We start from the raw sequence: 23,809 nt of genomic DNA on the forward strand, positions 1-23,809 counted from the left end.
CTCAGACGTGTTCCTCGCGCGGCTGGACCACGACGAAGCCGTCGGCGCCGTCGAAGCGCATCTGGTAGCGCTCGCCCGACTCCTGGCCGATCATGTCCGAGAGGCTCCGGTTGACCTCCACGTCCGGCGACGTGCCGCCCCACGCGACGGTCGCGCTCGGGTCGGTCGCCACCGGCGGTTCCAAGACGATCGGATCGCCGTGCGTCGTGATCGCGACGTAGCCAGGCCCTTCGAGGTAGACGTTGCTGAAGCCGCCGGCGAGCGCGCCGGCGAGGCTGTCGATGGTGTTGATCTCGTAGGAGAGCGACTCCTCGAACGCGAGCACGTCCTCGCCGTTGACCGTGATCGACTCGCCGGCGCCGAGCTCGATCACCTGGACCTTCTTGCCGTCGTCCGCGAAGTAGACGTGTCCGTCGCCCTCGACGGCCATGATCGGCGTCCCCTCGCCGGTCGCGGCCTGCTTGAGGAAGCCGGTGACCCCGCCCTCGGCCGAGGCCTTCCCGGTGAACGACACGTCGCCCGTGTACGCCACCATCGAGCCGGCCTTCGCCATGACGGTGCCGGCGACCTCGACGTCGAGGGTGTAGCTGTTCTCGCGCTGGAAGGGTTCCGCGCTGTCGGTCGGTGCGTTCGCGGCGGTGAACTCGTCTAGGTTCATGATGCGGGGACCGAACCGTTCGGTTCGGCTGTACGGAGGTTCCCCGCTATCGGTTAAGAAGGTATGGGGCGGCGTGCGGGCGCGTCACAGGGGGCGCCCGCGACGCGCCGGGCTCAGTACACGACCAGCGCGAGGTAGAGCTGCCCGACTCCCGCGACGACCATCACGGCGCCGGCGATCCGCTTCAGCAGGCCGGCGTGGGCCATCACCCGGTTCGCGTTGCTGACGAGGCCGACGCCCGTCGCGACCGTGGTCGCGGCCATCAGGACGGCGACGGTGCCGGCGTAGACGCCGACGACGAGGGTCGCCGCCTCGGCCGGGAGCGCGACCGCGCGGGCGACGACGCCGAGGAACACCGGCGCCACGCAGCCCGCCCCGGCCAGCGCGTACCCCGCGCCGAAGACGCCGAAGCCGAACACGCTCGCGCGCCGCTCCGGCAGCGGCACCGACACCGACGGCGCGCGCCCGCTGACCACGAGCAGGCCGAAGGCGATCAGCAGCGCCCCGACGAGCGTCTCGAAGACGGTGATGTTCGACAGCGTCGAGTAGCCGATCCGGACGGTGGCGCCGGCGAGCAGCGCGAACGTGGCCAACACGCCGACCGCGGCCGCGACGCCGCGGGCGCCCGCGCCGACCACCGACGCGGAGTCGGCCTCGACGGAGTTCACGTAGAAGCCGACGTACCCCGGGAGGAGCGGGTACGCGCACGGCGAGAAGAACGTCGCCACGCCCGCGGTCACGGCGAACGGGACGTTCGTCGCGAGCGAGACGTCGGTCATCGGTCGCGCCGCCGGGTCATCGGTCGAGCGCCCGCTCGATGCCCGCGACGAACTCGTCGGCGGTGTGCGTCCCGGAGGTCGCCCAGCGGACGCGTCCCGAGGCGTCGACGGCGCGCGCGCTCGGGTAGCTCCCGACGTTGAGCCGCGCCGCGAGCTCGGCCGCGACGTCGGCCGCGACGAGCCAGTCGCCGTCGTGCTCGCGCCACCAGTCGACCACCGTCTCCTCGCTGACCGCCTCGCCGACCGGCTCCGTCGTCACGGAGACGAACAGCACGTCGTCGCCGATCCGGTCGTGCGCCGCGACGAGGGCCGGCATCTGCTCGGCGCAGGGCGGACACCACGTCCCGAAGAAGTCGACGAACGTCGGCCGGTCGGGCGCGGGAATCGTCACCTCGCCGTCGCGGCTTCCCGGCGCGTCGATGGCGTCTATCGTCACCGGCTCGACCGGCTCGGGGGCCTCCTCGCCTCCGAGCGGGTCCGGGACCCCGCCGGTCGCGACGGCGCCCGCTCCGCCGAGGACGCCGACGCTCGCGAGCCCCGCCAGCAGGTGCCGCCGCCTCACGCCGTGACCACCCGTCTGAAGTCGTCGACGATCCGTTCCACGTCGGTGGCCGGCCCGCGCGGGTACGCGCGCTCGACGATGCCGCGCTTGTTGACGAGCAGGATGAGCCCGTAGTGCGGGAACGCGTACTCCAGGTTCTCGTACCCCTCGGCGTCCGTCTTCTGGATCTTGAGCCCGAAGTTCTCGTCCATCAGCTCGACGCCCGCCTCGTAGCTCTCGGGCCGCAGGAAGTGCCAGTTGCCGGCGTCGAGGTCGACGCCCCGCCGGTTCGCGTACTCGCGGAGCACCGCCGCGGTGTCGCGCTCGGGGTCGAACGTGAGCGGGAGGAAGGCGGCCTCGTCGCCGAACCCCTCCTCGGCGGCGACCTCCTGTGCGCGCCGCAGCCGGAGGATGAGCGCCGGACAGACGCCGTCGGGGCAGCTCGTGTAGAAGGAGGTCCACAGGAACGCGCGCTCTCCCTCGAACTGCGCCGTCGATATCTCCTCGCCGGTGATCGGGTCCGGCACGGCGAACTCGGGCATCTCGTCGCCCTGGATCGGGTGAACCGGATCGCCGCGGCTCTGCTCCGGCGGACCGAGGACCGTCCCCTCGGGACCGGAGTCGCCGAGAACGCCGGCGCAGCCGGCCGTCGCGGTGGTCCCGGCGACGGCGCCGGTCGCGGCGAGCGTGCGGAGGAAGTGGCGGCGGTCCATGTCGTTGTCCGACCTACGTGGTCGCTCGTAAATGAACCCCGCGGCTGGTGGCGCGCGATGAACACGACCGCGGCCGCCCGAAGAGCCGGTTCAGCGGCCGTGAGCGGACGTTCTCCGGAGACTGCGCGCTTGGACGAACGTCCGGAACCCCCGTGGTACCGTGACCCTCGCAAGGGTTATCCCCGAACCGGCTGTACGTTTATTCGCAATGGCAAACGGTAAGGTTGATTTCTTCAACGACACTGGCGGCTACGGTTTCATCTCGACTGACGACGGCGACCTCGACGACGACGAAGACGTGTTCTTCCACATGGAAGACGTCGGCGGCCCGGACCTCGAGGAGGGACAGGAAGTGGAGTTCGACATCGAGTCGTCCCCCAAGGGACCCCGCGCGACGAACCTCGTCCGCAACTAACCCTTCACACCGCGGACGGCGCGTCCGCACGAACTACCGGATTTCGGCCGTCGCTCGACGCGATCGGCGCCATCTCCGTTTCTCTCACACTTATAATACCTCGACGAGCGACGGCCAATATCGGTCACGCGACGGCTGTCCTCCGCTGAGCGACGCGATCGACCGTTTAAATACGAGCGCGGGCCAAGGCGGTTCCAGTGAGCGATCCGATCCCGACCGGCTGTCGACCGGTCGACGAGCTGATGGGCGGCGGCTTCGAGCGCGGCGTCGTCACGCAGGTGTACGGCCCGCCGGCCGCGGGGAAGACGAACCTCGCGCTCGCCGCGGCGGTCGAGGTCGCGGCCGGCGGCGACCGCGCCCTCTACATCGACACCGAGGGCCTCTCCATCGACCGGTTCGAGCAGTTGGCCGAGGGGCGGCTCGCCCGGGACGGCGGCGACGACGACCTCGACGCGCTCGCCTCGCGGCTGGTCATCTCGGAGGCGTACGACTTTGACGACCAGCGCGAGGCGGTCCGCGACGCCGAGGAGCTCGCCGAGGAGGTCGAACTGATCGTCTTAGACTCCGCGACGGGCTTCTACCGGCTGGAGCGCGCCGGCGACACCCAGGGCGGCGAGTCGCTCCGGAAGGTCGCGAAGCAGGTGACCCATCTCCTCTCTCTCGCCCGGCGTCACGACGTCGCCGTGGTGATCACGAACCAGGTATTCACCGACCCGGAGGGGGACCGGGACCGCGCGCTCGGCGGTAACACCCTCAACCACTGGACCGGCGCGATCCTCCGCGTCGACCGGTTCCGCGGGGGGAACCGCCGCGTGACCCTCGAAAAGCACCGGTCGAAGCCCGCGGGCGACACCGCGACCTTCCGGATCGTCGGCGACGGGCTCGCGGAGGGCGCGGACGGGTAGCTGACGCGGCGAGCGGCCGCGGGAGGCAGAAAAGAGGAGAGCGGTCGGTCGACCGGACGGCGGCCTACCGGCTCACAGCTCGCCGAGCTTCCGGAGGAGCTGGCCGCGGTACTCCTCGTCGGCGTTGACGCCCTTGATCTCTAAGACGTTCCGCTCTAGCTTGTCGAGCGCGACGTGGAAGGCGTGCTCGGCGCCGTACCCCTCGCCGGAGCCGCCGACCTGTCCCTCGTTGGTGCGGAGGCGGATCTGACACTGGATCAGGGGCGTGCCGCGGAGCTTCTCCTTGTGCGCGTGGAGCCGGACGTGCGCGTGGATGACCTGCATCTCCGCGTACTTGTCCGCGACCTGCTCGATGGACTCGACGATGTGCTCGCGGCTGGTGCCCTCCAGCAGGTCGACGTTGGTGATCTGGACGTCCATCGAGTCCTGCTCGGTGAACGTGAGCGCGCGCAGCACGTCGGTCTTCGTCACCATCCCGGCGACGGTGTCGGCGCCCTCGGGGGTGACGACCAGCCCGGAGACGTCGTTGTCGAACATGCGCTGGACGACCGCCTGCGCGGTCTCGTCGTTCGTCGCCGTGACGACGGGGCTCGACATGATGTCGTAGACGGGGATGTCGAGCATCCGGTCGATGTCGCCGGCGCGGTCGCCGCTGCCCTGCCGCTCCTGGTCCCGGACGACGAACTCCACGATGTCGTTCGTGGTGACGACGCCGACGAGGTCGCCCTCGTCGTCGAGGACCGGGAGCCGGGAGACGCCGTTCTCCCGGAGGCGGTTGATCGCGCGGCCGACGCTCTCCGTCTCGCCGATGCCGATCACGTCCTCGGTGGCGATCTGGGCGACGGTGATCGCGTCGAGGCTGTCGATGACGGCCTCGAGGATCTGGTCGACGGTGACGATCCCGTAGAGCTTCTCTCCCTCGTAGACGGGCGCGATCTTCACGTCGCCCTCGACGAGGAGCCGAGCGGTCTCGCGCACGTCCTCGTGCCGGTCGACGGAGGGCGCGGGCTTCATCACCGCCGACACCTTCGTGTCGTCCTCCATGCGCGACCGCATCAGCTGTTTCTCGCCGACGACGCCGGCGTACTCGCCGTCCTCGACGACGACGATCCCCTTGGGGTTCTCTCGCTCGAAGATAGAACGGACCTTGGCGAGCCGCTCGTCGACGTCGACCTCCACGTATTCCGCGACCGCGATATCAGAGATGTTCATAGTCCACTCTGAGAGTTCGACGGGCCGGGTATTGAAAGTGCGGGAGTCGTCGCGCCCGCCGACACGTCTCGTCCGATCGCCGGAATCCGCCTGAAGGTATTTGGGCGTCGCCGACGAAGCCGCTTCGTGAAGCTCTCGACCGTCCTGATCGCCGTCGGCGTCGCGCTGATCGTGATCCCGCTGCCGGTCCCGATCCCCTTCGTCGGTGTGATCGCCGGCGCGCTCGCGGTGCTTGCCGGGCTCTTCCTCCGCCTCTTCGGCGTGTGAGGCGCCGTCCCCCCGGCGTGTGAAAGCTTTTTGCCCGTTACCCCCGCACAGGGAGGCGTGTACGACGCCGTCGTCCTCGACAACGACGGGGTGTTGGTCGGACGGACGCCGTTCGACACGCTCCGCGAGGCCGCGTGGGACGCGTTCGTGAGCCTCGGCGTCGAGGACCCCGACCTCTCGCACGTCGACGACGTGGCCGTCGGCGTCGACCCCGCGACCCTGACCGACATCTGCGAGCGGTACGGGGTCGACCCGACGGAGTTCTGGCGGGTCAGGGACGAGACCGCCGCCGCGGCGCAGATCGACGCGGCCCGGAAGGGGCAGAAGACGCCGTACGACGACGTGGACGCGCTCCGCGCGCTGGACGCCTCGCTCGGCGTCGTCTCCTCGAACCAGCAGGAGACCGTCGACGCCCTCCTCGACCACTTCGGGCTGGCGGGCCACTTCGAGGTGGCGTACGGCCGCGAGCCCTCGGTGGCCAGCCTCTCGCGCAAGAAGCCCTCCCCGTACTACCTCGAACGCGCCCTCGAGGACCTGGGCGCCGAGACGGCGCTGTTCGTCGGCGACAACGAGTCAGACGTGCGCGCGGCCGACAACGCGGGGATCGACTCCGCGTTCCTCCGCCGCCCGCACCGCCGGTCGACGGAGCTCGCCTGCCACCCGACCTACGAGATAGACGACCTCCACGACCTCGTCAGCATCTGCGGCCGAGCGCCGACCGACGGTCCGGCCTGACCGCCGACCCTCGCGGAAGACGCCGACCGACCGGGATTCGACCGCAATCCTGAACTGCGCGCCCGACGAGTCCGAGCCGTGTCCGCGCCCTCCGCCCGCGTCGGGTCGCGCCGACGCACCGACCGAGACGCCCTCGACGACGCGACCGCTCGCTACCGCCGCGCCGAACGCGCGGTCAGTTGGACGCTCGCGCTGCTCGCCGCCGGCGCCGTCCTCGCGGCCGTCACCGCGCTCTCCTTCTGGCCCGGCGTGGCGGTCGGCGGTCTCCTCTTGCTCGCGCTCCGCGCGCCCGCGTTCCGACGGCGCGGTACCGCGCGGCTCCGGACGGACGCCCCGCCGGCGACCGTCGTGCGCGAGTTCGCGTCCGGGAGGCCGCCGATCCTCGCGTTCCAGTGGGCCGTCGCCGACGAGGTGCGCGGAGCCGACGACGGCCCGGCCGACTCCGCCGACGGGGACGCGTCCGGAACGGCCGCGACGTACGAGTTCTCGTACCTCTTGGGACTCAAGACGGTCGAACTCGACCTCTCCGTCGACGTGAGCGACGGGGACGCGCTCGACGGCGCGGTCGACGGGGGCGAGCACGAGCGCCGGCCGGTCGCGACGGTCGAAATCGAGGGGACCGCCGGCGGGAAGGCGTGGGCGTCGTACGCGGTCGCGGTCCGCGAGGCGGCCGACGGCGGGAGCGTGGTCGACGTCGAACTGCGGCCGACGCGGCGGTTCGACCTCCGCCGCCTCCCGCAGGGACGGGTCGCGGAGCGGTACTACGCCGACGTGCTCGCCGCGCAGGGGTACGAGGTCGTCGAGCGGTCGGTGTCGATGACGCGGTGACTCACGCGACCAGTTCGGCCTTCGGCGCGTCGACGACGGTCCGGGAGACGCCCTCCGCGTCGGCCACGCCGCGGACCTCGATCCCGCGCAGCCGGAACGCGAGCGCCGCGTCGTTCCGGGCCGCGGGCGACCGAGGGTGAAGGACGGTCTCGCCCTCGTCGCCGTCGTCGTCGTGTACCACGACCACGTCCCCGTCCCTGAACTCGACGTGCCGGACATCGCGGGTCGACACCTCGGCGCGGGCGTTCTGGAGCGCCGTGACGCCGACGCCGGCGAGCGCCGTCACGAGCGCGAACGCCGCGACCTCGATCCCCTGCCCGGACCCGGCGACCCACTCGATCAGCGCTCCGAGGATGGCGATCCCGCTCGCGACGGCCGACCAGCCCACCTCGCGTCCGACGAGGGGCGCTCGGCCGCTCGCGAGGCGCCGGACGGTGGTTTCGGCCACGCGAGCGAGCCCCTTCCGAACGCGGATCTCGCCGGGGGCTACCTCGACTCGTCCCGCGGTCGTCGCGAACGACCACGTCCCGGTACGGGTCACGCGGCGCGGGGATCGATCGACACTTGTTCGACGGGCGGCGCGGGCGGCGCGGACGGAGCGGGTCCGGCGCGGGGACTACGCGGAGGGCGGACTGACATCGACGGGCGGGGTTACGAACGCCGCTCACCTAAGTGATCCGTGGCCTCCGGGCGTCGCGTCGGCCGCCGCCGGCGACGTGACGGGAGGCTTTTGTCCGCGTCGCCCGGACCGCGGCGCATGGACCTCCCGCCGGTCGGGCTCGGAACGATGGGGATCGACGACCCGGACGCGGTCGCAACCGCGCTCTCGGTCGGGTACCGTCACCTCGACACCGCCCGGATCTACGACAACGAGGCGGTCGTCGGCGACGGGCTCGCCGCGGGACTGACCGCCGCCGACCTCGGCCGCGACGACGTGACCGTCGCGACGAAGCTGTGGATCGACGACCTCGGGAGCGAGGCCGTCGCGCCCGCGGCCCGCGAGAGCGCGGAGCGGCTGGGGGTCGACGCGATCGACCTGCTGTACGTCCACCGGCCGCGCGGCGACTACGACCCCGAGGCGACGCTGCCGGCGCTCGACCGACTGGTCGAGGAGGGCCTCGTGCGGAACGTCGGCGTCTCGAACTTCGAGGTCGCGGACCTCGACCGCGCGGTTGAGGTCCTCGGTCGCCCGCCCGCCGCCCACCAGACCGAGCTCCACCCGCTGTTCCACCGCCCGGAACTGCTCGATCACGCCCGCGAGCACGGCTATCCCGTCGTCGCCTACTCGCCGCTCGCCGGCGGGCGGGTGCGAGAGGTCGACGCGGTCGCCGAAGCCGCGGCGGCGCACGGGACGACGCCCGAGGCGGTCGCGATCGCGTGGGCCGCCGCCAAGGAGCCGGTGGTGACGATCCCGAAGGCGTCGAGCGAGGCGCACCTCCGGGCGAACCTCGCCGCGGCCGACCTCGACCCCACCGACGCGGAGGTCGCGGCGATCGACGCCGTCGAGCGCGAGGAAGAGCTGTTCCCCGAGTAATCGATCCTCATTCTTGTATACAATATTCGAAATTGGGAGGCTGATAACCACGATCCCGTATGATTTTTATCCCGCCGCCGTCGACATCCTCCCGTGACAGAGATCATCGACGGGGAGGCGGTCGCGGCCGACGTGCGCGGCGCGGTCGCCGACGAGGTGACGCGGCTCTCCGACGCCGGCGTCGAGCCGGGGCTCGCCACGGTGCTGATGAGCGACGACCCGGCCAGCGAGACGTACGTCTCGATGAAACAGCGCGACTGCGAGGAGGTCGGCATCGAGAGCTTCCACGTCGAGATCGACGCCGACGCCCCCGCGAGCGAGCTGTACGAGACGATCGACGACCTCAACGACCGCGGCGACGTCCACGGAATTCTGGTCCAACTCCCGCTGCCGGACCACGTCGACAAGCGGACGGTCCTCCGGCGGATCGACCCGGAGAAGGACGTGGACGGCTTCCACCCGGAGAACGTCGGCCGCCTCGTCGCGGGCGACGCCCGGTTCAAGCCGTGTACCCCCCACGGCGTCCAGAAGCTGCTCGACGCCTACGACGTGGAGACGGAGGGCGCCGACGCCGTCGTCGTCGGGCGCTCCGACATCGTCGGCAAGCCGATGGCGAACCTCCTGATCCAGAAGTCGCCGACCGGCAACGCGACGACGACGGTCTGCCACTCCCGCACCGAGGACCTGGAGGCGAAGCTGGCGGGCGCGGACCTCGTCGTCGCGGCCGCCGGCCTCCCGGAGTTCGTGGACGGCTCGATGCTGAAAGAGGGCGCGACCGTAATCGACGTGGGAATCAACCGGGTCGACGCGGACACGGAGAAGGGGTACGAACTCGTCGGCGACGTTGACTACGAGTCGGCCAGCGAGGTGGCGGGGGCGATCACCCCGGTCCCCGGCGGCGTGGGGCCGATGACGCGCGCGATGCTCCTCTACAACACGGTGAAGGCGGCCGGCCTCCAGCGCGGCGTTGACGTGAGCTTACCGTAGCGCTCGCCGCTCAGTCGTCGTCGGCCGCGGCGGCGCGGTTTCGGATCTCGATCCGGCCCTCGATCTCGGGGTCTATCCCTTGCTCGCGGGCGTAGTCGGCCAGCACCTCGTACTGGATGTCCGCCTCGTCGATCCGGTGACGCTGGGCGAGCGTCGGGTACTCGTGTTCCGAGTGGAGCAGGTACTCGGAGACGGCGACCGTGTAGCGGGCGTCGGGGTCGATCGGCTCACCGCCGACGGTGGCCTCCAGGATTAGCTCGGCGTCGTCGTCCCAGACGACCCGGGCGTTCGAGACGTGGCCGTGCCACCAGTCCTCCTCGCCGAAGTCCACGTCGGGCGCGGCCATCTCGCGGAACACGTCGTGGAGCTCGGCGCCCGTGACCGACGCGAGCGCGACCGGCTCCTCGAACGGGATCAGACTGATCAGGTCCGCCTTCGTCACGTCGCCGGCGAACGGGTCGCCCTGCCGGAGGCCGCCGGCGTTCGACAGCCCCACGTCGGCGTCGTGGACCCAGCGGAACGCGTCCGCGACGAAGTTGCCGACGCGGCACTCCCCGCCGTGGACCACGTCGCCGGTCCGCGCTATCGGCTCCGCGACCGTGTCGACGACCTCGTCGAGGTCGGCCGCGGCCATCCGCTCCGCGAGCGCGGCCTCGAGGCCGGGCGCGGGCTCGGCCCCGTCCGGCTCGTGGAGCGTCGCGGTCGGGGGCTCTGCGTCGAGGTCGATCTCCGCGACCGCCTCGCCGTTGACGCCGGGGCGGACGAGCAGGGTGTCCGCGACGACCTCGTTCCGGCGGCTGTGGACGTGGCCGCCGAGCACCGCGTCGACGTCGAGTTCGCGGGCGAGGTCGTCGTCGCCGGCGCCGAGGTGCGACAGGACGACGACGTGATCGAGCGGGCCCGCGTCGCCGCCGGCCCCCTCCTCCCCGCGCTCGGCGACCGCGGTCCGCATCTCCGCGAGCGCGTCGCGCGCCGCGTCGACGGGGTCGTCGAAGGAGAGGTCCGCGGCCATCGGGTTCAGCGAGTCCGTCGCGGGGTCGGTGACGCCGACGAACCCGACCGTCTCGCCGTCGACCTCGCTCGTCGCCCACGGGACGACGCCCTCGGCGCGGCCGAACGGCTCGCCCTCCTCGTCGCGGACGTTGGCGGAGACGAACGTCGCCGGCGAGTCGGCGACGAGCCCGCGGAGCGCGTCGGGGCCGTAGTCGAACTCGTGGTTGCCGAACGTGTCGAAGGCGGTGTCGGTCGCCTCGTAGAAGTCGAGGACCTGCCTGCCGGTCGCGACCAGCGAGAGGACGCCCGGCGCGGTCGTGTCGCCCGTCCCGACGACCGCGGCGTCGGGGCCCGAGAGCGCGCGGATCCGGCCGGCGAGGCGGGCCGCCCGCTCCGGGGCGTCGAAGACGTTCTCGATGTCGGAGTAGTGAACGAGGCGGACCATTCGATGTGAAACGAGAGGGGCGAGCGGGGTTTAAAAATCGCGGAGTCGATCGGCGCCCGCGCGGCCGGGGCGCGGCCGGATCGCGCGCCGTCCGTTCCCCCGCCCGCGGTTTCGCCCCGTGATCCCCGCTCGCACACGCGCAGGACATTGAAAGCGCTTTTATGGATGTCCGGACTACGACGGGGCACAGCCTCTGTGGGGTCGATGATGTGCCGTTCCGTTAGGGACCGACCACGGGACGGACACGCGAGCCTACACGGAGGATAGGTGAACAACATATGCCCGTTTACGTAGACTACGACACCCCGGCGGACCTCGCGGAGCGATCCCTCGAAGCGCTCGAGGTCGCCCGAGACACCGGCACCGTGAAGAAAGGAACCAACGAGACCACCAAGGCCGTCGAGCGCGGCAACGCCGACCTGGTCATTGTCGCGGAGGACGTCTCCCCCGAGGAGATCGTGATGCACCTCCCCGAGCTCGCCGAGGAGAAGGGGATCCCCGTCGCCTTCGTCGACACCCAGGACGAGGTCGGGCAGGCCGCCGGCCTCGAGGTCGGCTCGGCCGCCGCCGCCGTCGTCGACGCCGGCGACGCCGCCGACGACGTCGAGGACATCGGCGAGAAGGTCGCGGAGCTCCGATAACCTCCCATGAGCGCAGAAGAGGGCACCGGCGACTCGACGACCGCGGAGGTCATCGAGGTCGTCGGCAAGACCGGGATGCACGGCGAGGCCATGCAGGTCAAGTGCCGCATCCAGGAGGGATCGAACCAGGGCCGGATCATCACCCGGAACGTCCTGGGTCCCGTCCGTCTGGGCGACGTGCTCCAGCTTCGGGAGACCCAGCGCGACGCCGACTCCATCGGAGGCCGATAACCAATGGTCGAGACACGCACGTGCGATTACAGCGGTGAGGAGATCGAGCCCGGCACGGGCACGATGTTCGTCAAGAAGGACGGCACCGTCCTCCACTTCGTCGACTCGAAGGCGGAGAAGAACTACTTCCTCGGCCGCGAGGCGCGCGACGTCGAGTGGACCGAGGAGGGCCACCGAGCCGGAGGCGACGAGCAGTGAGCCACCACGACGAGCGCACCTTCGTGATGGTGAAGCCCGACGGCGTCCAGCGCGGCCTCATCGGCGAGATCGTCTCTCGCTTCGAGGAGCGCGGGCTCAAGCTCGTCGGCGGCAAGTTCGTCCAGCTCGACGAGGAGCTCGCGAAGGAGCACTACGGCGAGCACGCCGACAAGCCGTTCTTCGACGGCCTCGTCGAGTTCATCACCTCCGGCCCCGTCTTCGCGATGGTGTGGGAGGGCGCGGACGCGACCCGACAGGTCCGTGCGATGGTCGGCGAGACCGACCCGACCGAGTCCGCCCCGGGCACGATCCGCGGCGACTTCGGCTTAGACCTCGGCCACAACGTGATCCACGCGTCGGACCACGAGGACGAGGGCGCCAACGAGCGCGAGATCGACCTGTTCTTCGACGACGACGAACTCGTCGACTACGACCTCGACACCTCGGCGTGGGTGTACGAGGAAGAAGACCACTGACGCCGCTCGCGGATTTCGCTTTTCGCCGCCGCCCCGCCTCCCCAGAGTCATCGCTCGCTCGACACACCGCGTTTCCGGTGAATTTCTCCGAGAAGCTCCGCTCAGTCGTCCGGTTTCCCCCAACGGACCGTATATAAACGGCCGCGACGGTCCCCGCCGGCTCAGGTGTCGACCGCGACGGCGGTCCCGTCGTCCGCGACCACGATCACCTCGTCGCCGCCGTCGCCCGTCACGTCGGCGAACAGGGGGCCGCCGTAGACGACGACCTCGGCGGGGCCGCCCCGGGCGAGCACCTCGCCCTGCTGGGTCATCGCGAGCACCTCGCCGGCGCGGTTGACCACGACCGGCGCGCGCTCGCCGTTCCCGTCGACGTCGCCCATCCGCGGCTCGTTGATCCGAGTCGAGGCGCCGTACTGCTGTTTCCAGACCACCTCGCCGTCGAGGAGGTCGACGGCCCAGACGCTCCCGGAGCCGCCGACGTACACCCGACCGGGGTCGGCGTCCCCGACGGCGATCGGGCGGTCCTGGAGCTTCACCTCGTACCGGTCGGACCCGTCGCTCGTCTCGACGGTCTCGATGTTCCCGTTCGCGCCGCCGAGCGCCAGCACCGGTCCGTCGCGGCTGTCGGCCGCGTTCCAGCTCAGCGGGTTCACGCTCGGCTCCGTCGTCCAGCGCGTCCCGCCGCTCGCGTCGAGCATGTGGACCGTCGCGGGGTCGCCGGCGGTCGTCAGCACCGCCAGCCCGCCCCGCTTGCCGGCCTCGGCGTCGGGCTCGACGACGAGCGGTCGCCGGGCCACCTCGCCCGGCAGCGAGGCCTCCGCGACCGCGTCGCCCTCGCCGTCGACGACGAGAACGCTCCCGTCGGCCGTGACCGCGGCCACCTCCGCGCTTCCGTCGCCGGTGAGGTCGCCGACGGCGGGGCGGATCCCCGAGGGGCCGCCGAGGTCGACCGCGAACCGCTCCGCGCCGTCGGCCGCGTCGACGACGAGTAGCTTGCCGGACGCGGTCGTGAGCGCGACGACCGGGTCGCCGCCGAGGGTGCCCGTCGCGAGTCCGCTGACGCCGACGGGACCGTCGACGGAGCCGTCCCCGTCGTCGCCGCCGCCGCGCTCCGCGTCCGGGCCGGCGACCGGCACCGTCCACGGGGTCTCACCGGTCCCGACGACCGTCGCGCGGACGACCCGCGACCCGTTCTCGACCGCGGGCCGGAGGAGGAGCGGGTCGCCGTCGACGGTCGCGACCACGGCGCCGCTGCCGTCGTCGCCGGCCGCCGGCTCCGACTCCCACACGACCGTGGTCCCCGTGGTGGCGTCGTCGACGCCGACGAACGCGAACAGCGCCACCCCGACGCCGGTCGCCCCGCCGGCCAGCAGGATCAGCGTCGCGAACAGGACGCGTCGGTCCATTTGAACCCCCTTCGGGCGTCGCCGTGAAACGGTTGTCGGATGCGGCCCCCCGGCCCGCGCCGCGGGGAGCCGTGCCCGGATCCGACCCTACCGCGCCAGCAGCGTCCCCACGTGGTCGGCGCGCTCCTCGCCGACGAGGTCGCGCAGCGCCGCGGGGTCGCGCTCGCCGTCGGCGTTGACGAGGTAGACCGCGCCGTCGCGGTCGCCGTACGCGCCGTGGAGGTCGTAGACGAAGCCGTACACGGTGGCGTCCGCCGCCTCCTCGCGCCCGCGGGCGAACGCGACCTGCTCGTGGACGTTGTGCTCGACGAGGCGGTCGCGGATCGAGGGGCCGGCGCCGTCGCCCCGGTCCTCGCCCGTCGCGTCTCCGCCCGTCTCGTCGGCCGCCCCGCCGACGACCCGCGGATCGCTCAGCCCGTCCTCGACGATCGGCAGCAGCGCCTCGACGTCGGCGCGGACGCCCGGTTCGCTCGGGAACTCGCCGGTGCGGGCCGCGGTGAGCGCGGCGTCGACGGCGCCGCACCCGGTGTGGCCGACCACGACGAGCACCTCGGTGTGGGTGTGTCCGAGCGGATACGCCACGCTCCCGTCGAGGACCCGCTCGCCGTCGACGACGGCGCTGACGCTGTTGCCGATGGCGCCGGACGTGAAGAGGTACCCGGGTTCGTCGACGGCGAACATCCCCTCCTGCGAGACGCGCGAGTCGGAACAGCAGACGGAGACCACGCCCGGCCGCTGGTCGTCGCGGTGCCGGTCGAAGGAGCCGGGCGGCAGCGCAGCGACGTGGTCGTCGTTGCGGTCGAGGAGGTCGGCGAGTATCCGGCTGTCCATACCGTCCCGACCGCACGCGGGAACAAAAAACGCCGTGCGCGGGGCCTCACCGGGGTGGGCCGCGTTCGCCGGCCGAGCGGCCGGCCTCAGGCGACGAGTCCGACGAGGGAGACCGCGAATCCGACGACGAACACCGCGAGGAGCGCGACCGTCGCGATCACGACCGCCGGGGCGAGGGCCTCCTCGTTCTCGTCGAGGACCACGTCTTCGAGGTTCTGCATGTGCGGGCCCTCGTCGCCGCGGGGTTTGAACGCTTCGACCGAGCGCCGCCCTACCCGCCGAACCGGTCGGTCACTCGTCGATCCACACGTTGTTGTAGTCGCTCAGCACCCGCGGGTTGTACTGCGAGCGCGGGTGGGCCACGAAGTCGTTGACGTAGTCGCGGACGCCGATGGAGACGCGCAGGCTGTAGCTGGGGAGGTGGACCCGGTCTTCGAGCAGCGTCGGGATGATCGACTCGTAGCGCTCGCGGCGCTCGTCGATATCGCTGGCGCGCCGCGCCTCGACGATCTCGTCCATGAGGTCGTCGTTCTCGTAGTAGGTGCCGTTGGTGGCGCCGATCTGCCCGTCGTAGAACAGGTTGTACACGTACGAGTCCGGGTCGGGGCCGCCGAGCCACCCCAGCGCGTACATGTTGTAGTCGTCCTCGTTCCCCGTGCTGTACGAATCGAGGAAGGTGCCCCAGTCGTAGCGGCGCACCTCCGCCTCGTAGCCGGCCTCGTTGAGCCCGTTCGAGACCGAGATCCCGATCTGCTCCCGGAGGTCGTCCGGCGGCACGATGATCCGGAAGGTGTAGTCCTCGGGCACGCCGGCGTCCGCAAGCAGCTCCGCGGCGCGGTCGACGTCGCGGTCGTGAGGAATATCTGCCCACTCGTCCACCGAGAAGTCCCACGAGTCCGCGACCGGGAGCGGTACCGGTCCGTAGTTGCGCTCGCCGGCCGGCTCGATGAAGTCGGAGACCGCCTGGTCCATCGAGACCGCGTAGTCGATCGCCTCGCGGACCTGCGGGTCCGCGGTCGGCCCCTCGTTGCAGTTGAACGCGAGGTAGTAGTAGGAGATGCCGGGCTCCGACTGGAGCGACATGTTGTCCGCGCTCTGAACCGTCTGCCACGTCTGCGGCGTGATCCCGTCCGCGACGTCCGACTGCCCGGTCTCCAGCGAGACGACGCGCGTCGTGCTCTCCGCGACCGGCTCGAACCGGAGCCGGTCCAGGTGCGGCAGCTCGTCGCCCCAGTAGTCGTCCCACTTCACCAGGTCGACGAACTCGCCTTCGGTCCAGTCGACGAACTCGAACGGCCCCGAGCCGACCGGCGATTCGAGGTTGAACGCGTCCTTGTCCTCCTCTCGGACCGATTTGGGCACCACGTTCCGCGTCAGCCCGAGCGCGTAGAACGGGCCGTACCCGTACTGTAAGTCGATCTGGACGGTCCGCTCGTCGACGACCTCCACCGCGTCGATCATGTCGACGTCCGGGGCGTTCGCGGTCTCCTCCTCGACCGGCGCCAGCAGCGAGTACCGGACGTCCTCCGCGGTGACCGGCTCGCCGTTCTGGAAGCGCGGGCCGTCGCGCAGCTCCACGACGTACCGCGTCCCGTCGCGCTCGATCGTCGGCTCCTCGCGGGCGAGGTGCGGGACGGGGTCGGTCCCCTCGTCGTAGGCGTACAGCGGCTCGAACACCTGCGAGCACACCTGCTGGGAGTAGATGTCGTTGACGACGATCGGGTCGAACTCGATCGGCGACACCTGCTGGGAGTACACCAGCTCCCCGCCGCTGACCGGCTCGCTCCCGCCTCCGCTCCCGTCGTCCGTTCCGTTCTGGTCCGTCTCGGCGGTTCCGTTCCCCTCGGCGTCGGGGCCGCGGCCGGCGCAGCCGGCGATCGCCCCCGCCGTCACCCCGGTCGCGACGCCGCGCAGGACGCGCCGCCGCGACGGGTCGAGTTCACCTGACATGCGCTCCCCTATCGCTCCGGGGGATAAATCAGGAGACTCCGTGGCAGCGTTCGACCGTACGCCTGACAACCGGAGATTGTCGCCGAGAACCGACGGCCGCCGACGTGTTTTTGTGCGTTCGGCGTGGCGGATACGCCAACACGATGCCACGCGAACAGTACCAGACGAAGTTAGAGGGGCTCCGCGACGACGTGCTGTACATGAGCGAAGTGGTCGCCGAGCGCCTCCGCAAGGGGCTCGACGCCCTCGAACAGCAGGACGAGGAGTTAGGCGAAGAAGTGATCACCGGCGACGCCGAGATCAACGACCTCTACCTGGAGTTGGAGGGGCAGTGTACGGACCTCATCGCGCTCCAGCAGCCGGTCGCGGGCGACCTGCGGTTCATCGCCGCCTCGTTCAAGATCATCACGGACCTCGAACGGATCGCGGACCTCGCGACGAACCTCGGGGAGTACGCGAAGCGAGCGGACCGCGAGGTGTTCCCCGACGTCGACGTCCAGCGCATCGGCGACGACACGCTGGCGATGCTGGACGAGGCGATGGACGCCTACGCGGAGTCGGACCCCGAGCGCTGTTACGCGGTCGCCGAGGCGGACGACGACCTCGACGCCGCCTGCGAGGCCGCGAGCGACCTCGTCGTCCGCGACCTCATCGAGCGCGACGAACTCCGCGAGGAGGAGGACGTGGAGGCGACGATGCGGAACGTCTCGCGGCTCCTGCTCACGATCCGCGACCTCGAACGCGTCGGCGACCACGCGGTCAACATCGCGGCCCGGTCGCTGTACATGATCGAGAACGACGACGCGCTGCTGTACTGACCGCCGCCCGGTCTCCTCCGATTTTCCGCCGCGTCGACGGTCCGGTCGCAGTCTCCGTCACCGACCCGGCACAGTCCGCGTACCCGACCCGGAACCTGTCACCGGGCCTGACGCTTCCCCCCTGTTATATCCGTCCGAGCGGCGAGGTCGGACGCATGGTTCTCGGAGCAATCATCTCGTTCGTCGTCGCGCTGCTGGTCGGCGGCCTGGGCATCTACGTCAGCGGTCGGATCGTCGCGGGCGTCGACGACTACTCGCACGCCGTGGTCACGGCGCTGCTCGGCGCCCTCGCCTGGGCGCTCGGATCGCTGATCCCGCTGATCGGGCCGGTCGTCGCGCTGGTCGCGTGGGTGTGGGTGATCAAGTGGCGGTACCCCGGCGGCTGGAGGGACGCGGCGGTCATGGGACTCGTCGCGTGGGCCGCCGCCCTAGTCGTCATCGCCGTGCTGAACGGCGTCCTCGGGCTCGGGATCAGCGCGTTCGGGGTGCCCGGCGTCTGACCGAGGCGTCGCGGCCGGTTCCCCTCGACCGTCCGCCCGACGAACGGTCTCCTCACGGGACCGCGCCGATCAGGTCGCGATTTCGAACCGAGCGCCGGCCCCCGGGTCTTCGGTGACGCGGACCTCCCAGCCGTGCGCGTCGACGATCCGCTCGACGATCGCCAGCCCGAACCCGCTGCCGTCCTCCCGGGTCGTGTGCCCCTTCTCGAAGATCAGGTCGCGCTCCTCGGGCGGGATCCCCGGGCCGTCGTCCTCGATGAACACGCCGCCGCCGTCCGGCAGGACGCCGGCCGTGAGCGTGACCCCGCTGCCGCCGTGTTCGACGGCGTTCCGGATGATGTTCTCGAACGCCTGCGTGACCCGCGCGGGGTCGCACGCCAGCGTGACGCTGTCGGTCACCCGCAGCGAACTCTCCGGCGCCCGGACGTTCTCGTAGCTCTTCTCGACGATCTCCCGAAACGGAACGTCGCGCCGCTCGCCGAGCGTGCGGCCCTCCTTCGCGAACGTCAGCAGCTCGTCGATGAGCGTGTCCATGCGGCCGACGGCGTCGATGGCCGTGTCGATCCGGTCGTCCTCGATGTCCGACGCCGCGAGGCTGAGGTTCCCGGCCGCCACGTTCAGCGGGTTCCGGAGGTCGTGTGACACGGTCGCCGTGAACTCCTCCAACTGGTCGACAGTCTCGGTCAGCTCCCGGTCGTACAGCTTCCGGTCGGTGATGTCGCGCGTCAGCCCGACGAGCGAGGCGACCGCGCCGTCCTCGTCGGTGATCGGCTTACACCGCGACTCGACCCAGAGCCGCACCGAGTCGGACTTCTCGACGCGGTACTCGACCACCTGCGGCGTCCCCGCCGAGGCCGACTCCATCGCCTGCCGAACGCGGGCGACGTCGTCGCCGTGGATCTTGTCTAAGAACGTCGTCGGGTCGTCCCGGATCTCCGCCGCCGGCTGGCCGAATATCGCCTCGTGGCCCTCGTTGATGAACCGGAGCTCGTCCCACGTCGGCGAGAACACCCACCACACCTGGTCCGTCACGGCGGCGATCTCGCGGAGCCGCCTGTTCGTCCGGTCGCGCTCGCGCTGGGCCCGCCGGTGTTCGACGTAGGTGACGATCTTCCGCGCCAGCAGCGGCGCCTGGTTCTCGACGGCGTCCTGGATCACGTAGTCGGTGACGCCGGCCTCGATGCTCTCGCTCGCGACCGTCTCGGTCCCGGTGTTCGTGAACAGCAGGAATGGGAGGTCCGGCCGGTCCTCGCGGACCGACCGCAGGAACTCGACGCCGGTCACCTCCGGCATGTGGTGGTCGCAGAGCACGCAGTCGATCGCCCGTTCCGCCAGCAGCCGCTCCCCCTCGGCCGCTGAGTCCGCGGTCTCGATCCGGAGCCGGTCGCTCTCCGCCCGCAACTGCCGCGAGACCAGCTCCCGGAGCTGATCGTCGTCGTTGACGTACAGCAGGTCAACGGGCCGTTCGCTCCTCATACCGCCGAGAACGACGCCTGACGCATAGGCGTTACCTCCCGACAATCACTTTTGATACCGCGCGATCGCCGGCGCCGGGCGGCGGACCGGTCGTCGCCCGGGGGCGGCGCTCAGTCGTCCGCGACAGCGGGGGCCGCGCGCCGCTCGCGGGCGGGGTCGGCCGACTCCGGCGTCGGCGTCCACTCCAGCGCGCCGTCGTAGTGGAAGGCGCGGTGGTCGCGCGTCGGGTCGACGACCGTCAGCGAGAGCCAGCCGTTGTCCAAGAGCCCGGCCACCGACTCGTTGTCGGCCAGTATCTCGGTGACGCGGTCGACCGGCGCGTGGACGACCGTCGAGAGCCGGAGGGGCAGGTGGTACGGCTCGTCGGCGGCGGCCATGACCGACTGGAGGGGCAGGCCGGTCATCAGGTCGCCGCCGTTGCCCTGGTAGACGCCGACGTTCCCGACGGGGTTGTGCGTCACCTTCGACCCGCTGCCGTACGCCGCGTTGTCGACCGTCGAGAAGTAGTACTGCGCGTTGATCCACTGGGTGACGACCATCGGTCCGGTGAGGATCGCTTCGAGCGCGTCGCCGTCCGCGTCGGTCGCCCAGTCGTACGAGTGGAGGAAGGCCCGCCCGTCGAGGTCGAGCCCGTCCGTCAGATCGCGGGGCCCGACGACGAAGCCGGCGTTGCCGGCCAGCCCCCACTCGGGGCGCGTCTCGGCCCAGTCGCCGGCGCGGCGCTCGGTCTCGCGGACGCCCGCCCCCTCGGCGGCCCCGCCGGTGCGCTCGTCGGCGGCGCGCTCGCGGGCGGCGTCGAGGTCCGCGCGCAGCCGTTCGAGGTCGTCGACGTGGGAGTCGGGCACGTCGCGGTCGTACAGCGTCACCTCGTCGGTCGTCGTGTTGTGTTCGGCGGCGAGGAAGACGGTGTCGTCGGGCACGTCGATCCCGCGCTCGCGCAGGCCGGCCCTGACCTCGGGGTCGTTACAGATCGCGGCGAGCACCCGGGCGCTCGGGCCGCCCGGGTTGCCGGCGCAGGCGCCGCAGTCGAGGCTGGAGTCGTAGGGGTTGTTCGCCGTCTCGGCCGCGTGGCCCGTGAAGACGACCAGGCGGCCGAACGATTCCCACCCCATCAGCTCGAACGCGGTCGCGGCGTACTCGACCCGCTCGTCGCGGGACAGCCCCGTCGGGAGCCCCTCGCCGGCGTCGTCGTGTCCGTGAACACCGGGCTCGCAGAACTCGTGGTCGCCCGGCACCGCGTCGTCGGCGCCGCCGAGCAGGTCGCGCACCCGGCCGGGGACGAGCGTGCGCGCGGCGAGCGCGAGCCCGTACCCGCTCCCGGCGCCCTCGACGAAGCTGAACGCGGTGGCGGGGTTCGACCGCACCGTCTCGATCACCTCGCCGGCGGCCTCGCGGAGGCCGCCCCAGCGGTCGCGGCTCCTGCGCGCGTCGCCGTCCGTCGGGACCTCCTCGACGCGGTGCTGCGGGTCGAGGATCGGCGGACAGGCGTCGACGGACACGTCGGCGTCGTAGCCGCTGTACTCCATCGGGACGCCGAAGAAGCCGGCGTACCCGTGCGTCTCGTAGTCGCCGGTCGCCTCGACGTGCCGGCGGATCACCTCCGAGCGCGTGTCGATACAGAAGACCAGCTGGGCGTCCGGGCGACCGGACGCGCCGCCGTCGGCGCGCGCCCCGCGCTCCTCCCCGCGGGCCTCGCTCTCGGCGGCGACGCGCTCGACGAGCCCGTCGCGGTACGTCGCCTCCCACGCGCTCAGGAACGCGTCGGCGATCTCGTCGCTCGGCTCGACCGCCGGCCCGTCGGTCTCGGGCGGCGAGAGGTCGACCCCGAGGGCGTCCGCCAGCGCGAGCCGCGCCGCGAGGTACCCCGTCAGCGTGATCGGGTACGCGGACTGCCACGCGCCGCCGTCGTCGGCGCGCCGCTTGAGCAGGCCGGTCCACCCGGGGAGCGCGGCGAACTGCGCCTCGAAGACGGCCGCCCACCGCTCGCGGGGATACGGCGCCAGCGCGGCCTCGATCGCCTCGGTCGGCGACGCCGGCAGGTCGGCGACGAGCCCGTCGTCGGGGATCTCGTCGTCGTGGCGGGCCACAGAGCGGAACGCGTCGTAGAACCCCGCCTCGCGGTTCGGCATCGCCCACTCGGCCTGCCCCTCGTCGAGGAACGCCGAGAGCCACTTCGTCAGCACGCGGTCGACGCGGTCGGCGCCCGCGTCCGAGCCGTCCGCCTCGCCGGCGCCGCTCGCTCCGTCCGCGTCCTCGGCGGCCGCCAGCCGCTCCAGCATGGCCTCGGGGTCCGCCTCGTACCCCCGGTCGGTCAGCTCCGCGTCGAGGCGCTCCGGGTCGATCCGCCCCTCGTCGAGGGCCGCCCGGAACGTCTCCGCGCGCGGGTAGCCGCGACCGCCGAGGAGGTCGGCCGCCCGGCTCACGGCCTCGTCGAACGGCAGGTCCTCGAAGCCGGCGAGGGGGTTCGCGGTCACGAACGAGTGGACCGGCCAGACCGAGCCCACCGCGGTCGCGGCCGCGTCGATCTCCGCTTCGATGTCGTCAGCGTCGTCGTCGGTACCGATCTCAGTTGTCATTGTACTCCTCCGTGGCGGTCAGGACGGTGTTCGGGGCCGGTTGCCCCGCGTTCAGCAGCGCGACGTAGAGGCGCTCGCTCCGCTTGTGGACGCCGGTCTCGACCGCGACGTACGCCGCGAGGAAGGCGACGGCGACGACCACGTGGAGCGCGGTCAGCTCGGTCGGCGCGGAGACGAGCGGGAGTCCGGAGAGGACCCCCGAGACGGCCCGGTACGCGAGCGCGTACACGCCGATGGCCGGGAGCGCGACGAGCGGGACCGCCGCGTAGCGGGCCGCCGTCGAGAGGGCGGTCTGCCGGACGGCGCTCCGGGCCGCGTGGAGCGTCGTGAGCGTCACGAACCCGGCGAGCAGCAGCCCGGTGTCGACGCTCGTCCCCTTCCCCGTCAGGAGCGCGAACGTCGCGCCGCCCGCGACCCCCGTCAGCAGGACGACGACCGCGCCGGCGACGCCCGTTCCGCCGGCGTCGTGGTCGGCCTCCCCCGGAGCCGCGCGCTCGACCTCGTCGCCCGCGCTCAGGAAGTGGTACGCCTTGTAGAAGCCGTGGAGGATGAGGTGCGTCACGGCGGCGCCGAAGAAGCCGAGCCCGGCCTGGACGATCATGAAGCCCATCTGCCCGACCGTCGAGCAGCCCAGTTCGCCCTTCACGTCCGCCCGGACGGTCTTGAGCAGCTTCCCGGCCAGCGCGCTCGCGGCGCCGACGACCACGACGGCGAGCATGAGCCCGGTCTCGACGGTCACGACGGGCGCGAACCGGGTCAGCAGGATCCCGCCCGCGTTGACGAATCCGGCGTGCATCAGCGCCGAGGCGGGCGTGGGGGCGGTCATCGAGGAGAGCAGCCAGCCGTGGAACGGGACCAGCGCCGACTGGATCATCGCCGCGAGGACGAGCGCGGCGCCGGCGACGAGCCACGCGGGCCCGCCGAGGGCGTCGGCGCTCGCGGCGACGCCGGATATCGTCGTCTCGCCCGTCGTCCGCCACAGCGCCGTCAGCGCGACGCCGAGCAGCGCGCTGCTGGCGAGGAAGTGACGCCGGGCGACGCCCGCGGCGGCGCGGGCCTGCGGCCAGCCGTCGACGGTGCCGACGAGCCGGGCCATCAGGAGCCCCATCGCCAGCCAGCAGGTCCAGAACAGCGCGACGTGGTCGGCCGCGACGAGCGCCATCACGGCGAGCGTGAACCCGAAGACGCCGAGGAAGAAGTCGGTCTCGTGGGCGTCCCCGGCCATGTAGCGGCGCGAGTAGCTGTGGACGATCCCGCTGAAGAACGTGACCACCACCCACATCAGGACGGTCAGCCCGTCGACGGCGACCGCGCCGGGGATCTCCCACACCCCGCCGAGTCGGAGTCGGGCGACGAGGACGGCGACGCTCGCGGCGAACAGCGTCCACGCGAGCCGGGTTAATGCGACGGGAAGTGACGAGGGTTCGGCCGTCTCCCGGAGCGCTCCGACCGTCGGTTTCGAGGTGCGTCCTGACATCGCTCGAGTCGTCACGCGACCGCCGTCGGAGTCCGGACCGCGTCCGGATCCGAATTCGGTCGCATCTACTCCCCTTCGAGAACGTACCGTCTATTAAAATTGTCTGTATTCACAATCCGTTCGATTATCTCGCATTATAGAACATTATGGTTACCGACTCGCGAGCGTACAGCGGACGACCCCGGCCTGCGACCCCACTCGACTTCCGCTCGCCCGC

General features: G+C 71.5%; 27 protein-coding genes. 13 read left to right on the plus strand and 14 right to left on the minus strand.

The genetic code is table 11. The features are described 5' to 3' along the window. Position 1 precedes the first annotated feature (1 nt). From EXE44_RS02455 to EXE44_RS02470, 4 genes are all read right to left on the minus strand, one after another. Positions 2-658, minus strand: coding sequence for an AIM24 family protein (locus tag EXE44_RS02455; protein ID WP_137715822.1), 657 nt, complete (start codon positions 656-658; stop codon positions 2-4). 113 nt (positions 659-771) lie between these two features. Next, positions 772-1,437, minus strand: coding sequence for a cytochrome c biogenesis protein CcdA (locus EXE44_RS02460; RefSeq protein WP_121562600.1), 666 nt, complete (start codon positions 1,435-1,437; stop codon positions 772-774). A gap of 16 nt (positions 1,438-1,453) precedes the next feature. After that, positions 1,454-1,999: a TlpA disulfide reductase family protein gene (locus EXE44_RS02465; protein WP_121562599.1), complete on the minus strand. Its 546-nt coding sequence runs from the start codon at positions 1,997-1,999 to the stop codon at positions 1,454-1,456. After that, positions 1,996-2,691, minus strand: a complete 696-nt coding sequence (locus tag EXE44_RS02470) for an SCO family protein (protein ID WP_137715823.1) — start codon at positions 2,689-2,691, stop codon at positions 1,996-1,998. The genes EXE44_RS02465 and EXE44_RS02470 overlap by 4 nt, the downstream gene beginning before the upstream one ends. A gap of 208 nt (positions 2,692-2,899) precedes the next feature. Between EXE44_RS02470 and EXE44_RS02475 the strand changes: the two genes are divergently transcribed. Further along, positions 2,900-3,106 carry a cold-shock protein gene (locus tag EXE44_RS02475; RefSeq protein ID WP_004595330.1) on the plus strand — a complete coding sequence of 69 codons (207 nt, stop codon included), beginning with the start codon at positions 2,900-2,902 and terminating at the stop codon, positions 3,104-3,106. A 170-nt stretch (positions 3,107-3,276) separates the two neighbouring features. Then, positions 3,277-4,011: a DNA repair and recombination protein RadB gene (radB, locus tag EXE44_RS02480; protein ID WP_137715824.1), complete on the plus strand. Its 735-nt coding sequence runs from the start codon at positions 3,277-3,279 to the stop codon at positions 4,009-4,011. A gap of 72 nt (positions 4,012-4,083) precedes the next feature. Here radB and EXE44_RS02485 read toward each other — a convergent pair whose 3' ends face one another. Continuing rightward, positions 4,084-5,223, minus strand: a complete 1,140-nt coding sequence (locus EXE44_RS02485) for a CBS domain-containing protein (protein WP_137715825.1) — start codon at positions 5,221-5,223, stop codon at positions 4,084-4,086. Positions 5,224-5,349: 126 nt separating this feature from the next. Here EXE44_RS02485 and EXE44_RS20640 point away from each other — a divergent pair, with 126 nt between their 5' ends. The 3 genes from EXE44_RS20640 to EXE44_RS02495 all read left to right on the plus strand — a co-directional run bounded on the left by EXE44_RS20640 (position 5,350) and on the right by EXE44_RS02495 (position 7,053). Next, positions 5,350-5,490: a hypothetical protein gene (locus EXE44_RS20640; protein WP_199241174.1), complete on the plus strand. Its 141-nt coding sequence runs from the start codon at positions 5,350-5,352 to the stop codon at positions 5,488-5,490. Positions 5,491-5,547: 57 nt separating this feature from the next. Beyond that, complete coding sequence (locus tag EXE44_RS02490; RefSeq protein WP_137715826.1) at positions 5,548-6,225, plus strand: HAD family hydrolase; 678 nt, start codon at positions 5,548-5,550, stop codon at positions 6,223-6,225. A gap of 78 nt (positions 6,226-6,303) precedes the next feature. Next, positions 6,304-7,053, plus strand: coding sequence for a hypothetical protein (locus EXE44_RS02495; RefSeq protein WP_137715827.1), 750 nt, complete (start codon positions 6,304-6,306; stop codon positions 7,051-7,053). Between the two features lies 1 nt (position 7,054). Here EXE44_RS02495 and EXE44_RS02500 read toward each other — a convergent pair whose 3' ends face one another. Continuing rightward, positions 7,055-7,594 (minus strand): hypothetical protein, encoded by a 540-nt coding sequence (locus EXE44_RS02500; RefSeq protein ID WP_137715828.1) that lies wholly within the window; start codon positions 7,592-7,594, stop codon positions 7,055-7,057. Positions 7,595-7,810: 216 nt separating this feature from the next. On the opposite strand from EXE44_RS02500, the gene EXE44_RS02505 reads away from it, so the two are divergent. Both EXE44_RS02505 and EXE44_RS02510 read left to right on the plus strand, forming a co-directional pair. Then, positions 7,811-8,587, plus strand: a complete 777-nt coding sequence (locus EXE44_RS02505; protein WP_137715829.1) for an aldo/keto reductase — start codon at positions 7,811-7,813, stop codon at positions 8,585-8,587. Between the two features lie 93 nt (positions 8,588-8,680). After that, positions 8,681-9,574, plus strand: a complete 894-nt coding sequence (locus EXE44_RS02510) for a bifunctional methylenetetrahydrofolate dehydrogenase/methenyltetrahydrofolate cyclohydrolase (RefSeq protein WP_137715830.1) — start codon at positions 8,681-8,683, stop codon at positions 9,572-9,574. A gap of 10 nt (positions 9,575-9,584) precedes the next feature. Here the strand turns inward: EXE44_RS02510 and EXE44_RS02515 are convergent, their stop codons facing one another. Further along, complete coding sequence (locus tag EXE44_RS02515; RefSeq protein ID WP_137715831.1) at positions 9,585-11,012, minus strand: bifunctional UDP-sugar hydrolase/5'-nucleotidase; 1,428 nt, start codon at positions 11,010-11,012, stop codon at positions 9,585-9,587. Positions 11,013-11,290: 278 nt separating this feature from the next. Between EXE44_RS02515 and rpl7ae the strand changes: the two genes are divergently transcribed. From rpl7ae to ndk, 4 genes are read left to right on the plus strand one after another with little or no spacing between them, the layout of a single operon-like run. Beyond that, positions 11,291-11,653: a 50S ribosomal protein L7Ae gene (rpl7ae, locus tag EXE44_RS02520; protein ID WP_004595322.1), complete on the plus strand. Its 363-nt coding sequence runs from the start codon at positions 11,291-11,293 to the stop codon at positions 11,651-11,653. Positions 11,654-11,659: 6 nt separating this feature from the next. Beyond that, a complete protein-coding gene (locus EXE44_RS02525) occupies positions 11,660-11,884 on the plus strand; it encodes a 30S ribosomal protein S28e (RefSeq protein WP_004595321.1) in 225 nt (74 codons plus the stop codon). Positions 11,885-11,887: 3 nt separating this feature from the next. Beyond that, entirely contained in the window at positions 11,888-12,082 is a 195-nt protein-coding gene (locus EXE44_RS02530; RefSeq protein WP_004595320.1) for a 50S ribosomal protein L24e, read from the plus strand. Further along, positions 12,079-12,558, plus strand: a complete 480-nt coding sequence (gene ndk, locus EXE44_RS02535) for a nucleoside-diphosphate kinase (RefSeq protein WP_121562590.1) — start codon at positions 12,079-12,081, stop codon at positions 12,556-12,558. The genes EXE44_RS02530 and ndk overlap by 4 nt, the downstream gene beginning before the upstream one ends. A 161-nt stretch (positions 12,559-12,719) precedes the next feature. Here the strand turns inward: ndk and EXE44_RS02540 are convergent, their stop codons facing one another. The 4 genes from EXE44_RS02540 to EXE44_RS02550 form a co-directional block, all read right to left on the minus strand. Then, positions 12,720-13,964 carry a PQQ-binding-like beta-propeller repeat protein gene (locus EXE44_RS02540; protein WP_137715832.1) on the minus strand — a complete coding sequence of 415 codons (1,245 nt, stop codon included), beginning with the start codon at positions 13,962-13,964 and terminating at the stop codon, positions 12,720-12,722. Positions 13,965-14,051: 87 nt separating this feature from the next. After that, the gene (locus EXE44_RS02545; RefSeq protein ID WP_137715833.1) at positions 14,052-14,795 is read right to left on the minus strand and encodes a carbonic anhydrase; all 744 of its coding nucleotides are present in this window, start codon (positions 14,793-14,795) and stop codon (positions 14,052-14,054) included. A gap of 86 nt (positions 14,796-14,881) precedes the next feature. Further along, entirely contained in the window at positions 14,882-15,016 is a 135-nt protein-coding gene (locus tag EXE44_RS21885) for a hypothetical protein (protein WP_268898302.1), read from the minus strand. Positions 15,017-15,086: 70 nt separating this feature from the next. Continuing rightward, entirely contained in the window at positions 15,087-16,745 is a 1,659-nt protein-coding gene (locus EXE44_RS02550) for an ABC transporter substrate-binding protein (RefSeq protein WP_137715834.1), read from the minus strand. A gap of 143 nt (positions 16,746-16,888) precedes the next feature. Here EXE44_RS02550 and phoU point away from each other — a divergent pair, with 143 nt between their 5' ends. Further along, positions 16,889-17,563, plus strand: coding sequence for a phosphate signaling complex protein PhoU (gene phoU / locus EXE44_RS02555; RefSeq protein ID WP_137715835.1), 675 nt, complete (start codon positions 16,889-16,891; stop codon positions 17,561-17,563). Between the two features lie 155 nt (positions 17,564-17,718). Next, positions 17,719-18,063 carry a hypothetical protein gene (locus EXE44_RS02560; protein WP_137715836.1) on the plus strand — a complete coding sequence of 115 codons (345 nt, stop codon included), beginning with the start codon at positions 17,719-17,721 and terminating at the stop codon, positions 18,061-18,063. 69 nt (positions 18,064-18,132) lie between these two features. On the opposite strand, the gene EXE44_RS02565 is transcribed toward EXE44_RS02560, so the two are convergent. From EXE44_RS02565 to EXE44_RS02575, 3 genes are all read right to left on the minus strand, one after another. Next, the gene (locus EXE44_RS02565; RefSeq protein WP_137715837.1) at positions 18,133-19,539 is read right to left on the minus strand and encodes an ATP-binding protein; all 1,407 of its coding nucleotides are present in this window, start codon (positions 19,537-19,539) and stop codon (positions 18,133-18,135) included. Positions 19,540-19,649: 110 nt separating this feature from the next. Next, positions 19,650-22,115, minus strand: a complete 2,466-nt coding sequence (locus EXE44_RS02570; protein ID WP_137715838.1) for a DUF2309 domain-containing protein — start codon at positions 22,113-22,115, stop codon at positions 19,650-19,652. Continuing rightward, positions 22,105-23,592, minus strand: coding sequence for a proton-conducting transporter membrane subunit (locus tag EXE44_RS02575; RefSeq protein ID WP_137715839.1), 1,488 nt, complete (start codon positions 23,590-23,592; stop codon positions 22,105-22,107). Before EXE44_RS02575 ends, EXE44_RS02570 begins: the two co-directional genes overlap by 11 nt. Between the last annotated feature and the right edge of the window lie 217 nt (positions 23,593-23,809).

Source organism: Halorubrum sp. SS7, assembly GCF_005435055.1.
Lineage (GTDB): Archaea > Halobacteriota > Halobacteria > Halobacteriales > Haloferacaceae > Halorubrum > Halorubrum salinarum.